Source organism: Nodosilinea sp. P-1105, assembly GCF_012911975.1.
Lineage (GTDB): Bacteria > Cyanobacteriota > Cyanobacteriia > Phormidesmidales > Phormidesmidaceae > Nodosilinea.
The window spans coordinates 1-1,162 of sequence record NZ_SMDQ01000169.1 but is presented as its reverse complement, the minus strand read 5'-3'; the positions used below and the strand labels follow the sequence as shown (position 1 = coordinate 1,162).

At 48.2% G+C, this 1,162-nt stretch carries 4 protein-coding genes; all 4 read left to right on the top strand.

Features of this window, described 5'->3' with window-relative positions:
* Positions 1 to 195 (top strand): IS1 family transposase (locus E1H13_RS26595; RefSeq protein WP_240966398.1); only part of this gene is annotated, 195 nt, incomplete at its 5' end.
* Between the two features lie 55 nt (positions 196 to 250).
* A complete protein-coding gene (locus E1H13_RS26590; protein ID WP_347404227.1) occupies positions 251 to 466 on the top strand; it encodes an element excision factor XisH family protein in 216 nt (71 codons plus the stop codon).
* Complete coding sequence (locus E1H13_RS26585) at positions 454 to 789, top strand: XisI protein (RefSeq protein ID WP_169617969.1); 336 nt, start codon at positions 454 to 456, stop codon at positions 787 to 789. The genes E1H13_RS26590 and E1H13_RS26585 overlap by 13 nt, the downstream gene beginning before the upstream one ends.
* 3 nt (positions 790 to 792) lie before the next feature.
* Positions 793 to 1,080: a hypothetical protein gene (locus tag E1H13_RS26580; protein WP_169617968.1), complete on the top strand. Its 288-nt coding sequence runs from the start codon at positions 793 to 795 to the stop codon at positions 1,078 to 1,080.
* Positions 1,081 to 1,162: the final 82 nt, after the last annotated feature.

Genomic DNA, 1,162 nt, shown 5'->3' with positions numbered 1-1,162 from the left:
ACCAGTTACATCGAGCGTTTGAACAACACGTTGAGGCAGCGGGTGGCGCGACTGGTGAGAAAGACCCTGTCGTTCTCTAAAAAGCTCGAGAACCACATTGGGGCCATCTGGCTATTCATCCATGACTACAATCGCTGCATCAGAGAGAAGTTGGCCAAGCAAGGTCATCCGGTCTTTTCCTCTGGCCTGCACTAAAATTCACTACCAAAAATTGTTGCTGCGCAAGGATTTTAAGCGTCCTGAACAGTAGGTGGATTTCTGCCTTGGTGTACTAGGTCAATTTCTCATCTATCGAATCATGCTAAAAGTCAAAGATCCGGCTCGACAGCTTTACTTAGCAGTTCCTAGAGAAATCTATAACACCTTTTTTCAAAGCCAATTAGCTCAGGTAGCTATCGAACAGCATGACTTAAAAATAATTGTTTATAATCCAACTTCAGAGGAGATTGTGCAATGGATAAGCTAGAACACTATCGTCAAGCCGTTCAAACATTACTAGAGCGTTATAGCCAGTTTGGAGGCCAAAACGACAACATCGAAAACGAACTCTTCTTCGACACCCTCCGCGACCACTATCAACTGATGAGTGTTGGCTGGGATGATCTTGATCGCATCTATCACACCGTTCTCCACTTCGATATCAAAGACGGCAAAATCTGGCTCCAGCAAAACACCACCGATATCGACGTAGGGCAAGAACTCATTGACATGGGTGTTCCTAAGCAAGATATCGTCCTAGGGCTGCATCCAGCCTACAAACGTCCTTACACCGGCTATGGAGTGGCCTAGAGCATGACCGAGCTATCCCCAGAAACCCAAAAGACCCTAGACTGTCTCAGAAAAGTTGCCGCCGATACCCTGGAACGCAAACGCCGCCTGGGTCACTATGCCGTGATCTGGCGCGAGGGTAGTCCGGTGTTAATTGGCGAAGATGCTCCCCGCGACTACACCCAAGAACGCCGAGCCTGGGTTGACCACACTTCTTTAGAAGATGTTCTCGCCGCCATGAGGCAGCACCAGGATGAGGATACTACCCAATATGATGAAGTGATTGCTCCCGGTTCGCTCATTTTTGAGTGAGGTCGGCCAATTAGGTTAGATTTGGGCTATGGAAACTCCTCTAACCGTTATCACAGAACGGGTTGACGATATTCCCCTGCTG